At 42.9% G+C, this 708-nt stretch carries 2 pseudogenes; one reads left to right on the top strand and one right to left on the bottom strand.

Features of this window, described 5'->3' with window-relative positions:
• A pseudogene (locus tag R7P74_RS26460) lies at positions 1 to 397 on the bottom strand (ion transporter); the annotation flags it as partial.
• Here R7P74_RS26460 and R7P74_RS26455 point away from each other — a divergent pair.
• A pseudogene (locus R7P74_RS26455) lies at positions 287 to 708 on the top strand (methyl-accepting chemotaxis protein); the annotation flags it as partial. The pseudogenes R7P74_RS26460 and R7P74_RS26455 overlap by 111 nt on opposite strands.

The raw sequence follows: 708 nt of genomic DNA, 5'->3' as shown, positions 1-708 counted from the left end.
GGATCAAATCAATGGTGAGCTGCAATAGAAAAATACTACAGATTATGAAATCCAGACCGATAAGAACTTGACGGGTTTCGTTATCGATTGGAAAAAACAACAGGCCAGAGATCACAAATAACGCCATAAAGGACAAGATTAGTGACAACAGGCCCATCGGTCGAGTGCTGTCTTTGATATCATTATTTTTCATACGAAGCTCGAAATAAATCGCGTGATAGAACCCAAGCGCAAACATAACTATAAGAGATGTAAAAACTATATAAGACTCAGTGGAGAACTGACAATGGAAAAGCTGGCATTCAAGCCATGGGAAAGAGTCATATCCGACATGCGACTTGTACCGAAAATGGTCATGTTGATGGTATTCAGTACCGTTCTGATCGTGGCAAAACAACTTTGGGACGCAAACACATTTTACGATTCACTTTTAGCAGCCACTCAAAATGCGCAAGTTGCTCAACAACATTACGAAGCGTATTTGACTCAAGTAGTGTGGCAGACCGCGCTACTTATCGTCGTTTTTGTGGCTTTACTGTTGGCCGCCGCACGCGAAATGCTCCGCCAAACTCAGTATCTCAATGAAGCCATCAAATTAATGGCGAGCAAAAACTTGTCGGTACCGTTTGGTATGGACTGTAAAGATGAATACGGAGATGTGGCACGAGAGCTAGAGAAAACGCGTCGCCAACTGCATGACGTGATTCA

It is taken from the genome of Vibrio sp. 2033, assembly GCF_033339735.1.
This window is presented reverse-complemented; position numbering and strand designations above follow the sequence as displayed.